Source organism: Staphylococcus sp. TCBT05 (assembly GCF_055179755.1).
The window spans coordinates 1-1,796 of record NZ_JBUQDQ010000041.1; the positions used below are offsets into that span (position 1 = coordinate 1).

Sequence of the window (1,796 nt, forward strand, 5' to 3'; positions counted from 1 at the left end):
TTCCCGAAGCCTCGTCAATCTTCGCTGTTTTTTGTACAGCCTCTTGCTTCTTATTACCTAGATGTTGCATCATATTCTTCTTTGTTTTCTTCACCGGCACGACTTCTTCTCTCAAAGGAGAAACAACAGGATCCATTTCTTTCTTTTCTTGAAATCCTTTTATTTTCACTACCTCGCCTGGTTTCTTTTCTTGTTTTTGTGGTTGGAGAGAAGGTTTACTTTCGCTCTTCTTTTCTACCTGTCTATTCATTTCTTTTTCATTGAATAATGCCATCCCATTTCCTCCTTCAGTCTTGTTCCTGGTCAATTGCACAATACGTAGAACGCTTTCTAGCTAACGCAATGAACAATACCTCAAACATCCGTTTTTGTGGGTTTGTATTTGGACGAACAATCAAAATCACTCCTACTATCAACATAAAAATATAATATGGAATTTGAAACATGGGATGAACCAAAGGTTTCGTTGTCATGGTGAAAACCACAAGCCCAATAATAAAGAGTAAATCAAATAAAAATAATGCTTTGTTAATCTTTAATTCTGTTCGTATTTCCTTCGGGATATTATAACTTGCCATTTACATTTCCTCCTTTTAAGGCCGAAAAAAATAAGCATTCCTTGTATGCTTACTGCGCTTTACCCTATGCATCTTTTCTAGGATTTCTTCTTGAATTCTGATTTACATTTGGCTTCTGACTCACGCCCTTATTTTGACCTTTGTTTCGTAAACTCTCCCCTGTATTTTGTCCAAGTTGATACGAACGTTTTGTCTGTTGTACCGTTGGAGAACTATGAAAAGCATTGGAAAGGCGATCCTTTGCATATTGTCCAATTGTACGATTTTCTCTTTGCGGTACTGGGATATCATTTGTAGAAGATGGCGCTGTATCTACTGGACGAGATGAACCTGAAGAACTCTCACCGCTTGATGGTGTTCCGCTACTACTTGGTTGTGATGTTCCTGGTGTACCAGATGGTGTCCCACTACTACTTGGTTGTGATGTTCCTGGTGTACAAGATAGTGCTCCGCTACTACTTGGTTGTGATGTTCCTGGTGTACCAGATGGTGCTCCACTACTACTTGGTTGTGATGTTCCTGGTGTACCGGATGGTGCTCCACTACTACTTGGTTGTGATGTTCCTGGTGTACCGGATGGTGTCCCACTACTACTTGGTTGTGATGTTCCTGGTGTACCGGATGGTGTCCCACTACTACTTGGTTGTGATGTTCCTGGTGTACCGGATGGTGCTCCGCTATTACCTGATTGTGGTGTTCCTGGTGCACTTGTTGATGCTCCGTTACTACCCCGTTGTAGCGTCCCCGGTGTAACGCCATTCTTACCACCCGATGTATTTTTAGTAAGGTTCGGTTGCGTTCCCTGCACTTCTTTTTTCGCATCTTTATCAAAACCAGATGATTTCATTTCATCTTGCAAAGACATTGCGCCACCGCCTGCCTCGCCTTGGGACGCTTGACTTTTTTCTGTTCCAGCCCCTGATTCACTCATTTCATTTTGTATAGATGAATGACCAGTTCCATTTGCCCCGCTTTGCTTTTCTTTCCCTTCTTTTCCATTCTCTTTATTTTGCTGTCCTTTTATTTGCTTCTGATCTTGTTGTCCGCTATCACTTGCTTTCCCCGCATTTTTATATCCGCTTGCCACGCCAGCGACACCTGCTCCCACTTGTAATGCACCATTACCTGCACCTTTCATCATGCCACCAACTTTCGACATCGTACTACTTGTTGCTTTACTAAGCCCTTTTCCAAGTGCGTATCCACCAGCAACAACTC

1 protein-coding gene and 2 pseudogenes are annotated in these 1,796 nt (G+C 42.3%); all 3 read right to left on the minus strand.

All coding sequences use genetic code 11. The features are described from left to right. Positions 1 to 274 (minus strand): annotated as a pseudogene (locus ACY191_RS14220) (hypothetical protein); the annotation flags it as partial. 13 nt (positions 275 to 287) lie between these two features. Next, complete coding sequence (locus ACY191_RS14225) at positions 288 to 578, minus strand: DUF5592 family protein (protein ID WP_086413240.1); 291 nt, start codon at positions 576 to 578, stop codon at positions 288 to 290. A 64-nt stretch (positions 579 to 642) separates the two neighbouring features. Further along, positions 643 to 1,796: pseudogene (locus ACY191_RS14230) on the minus strand (hypothetical protein); the annotation flags it as partial.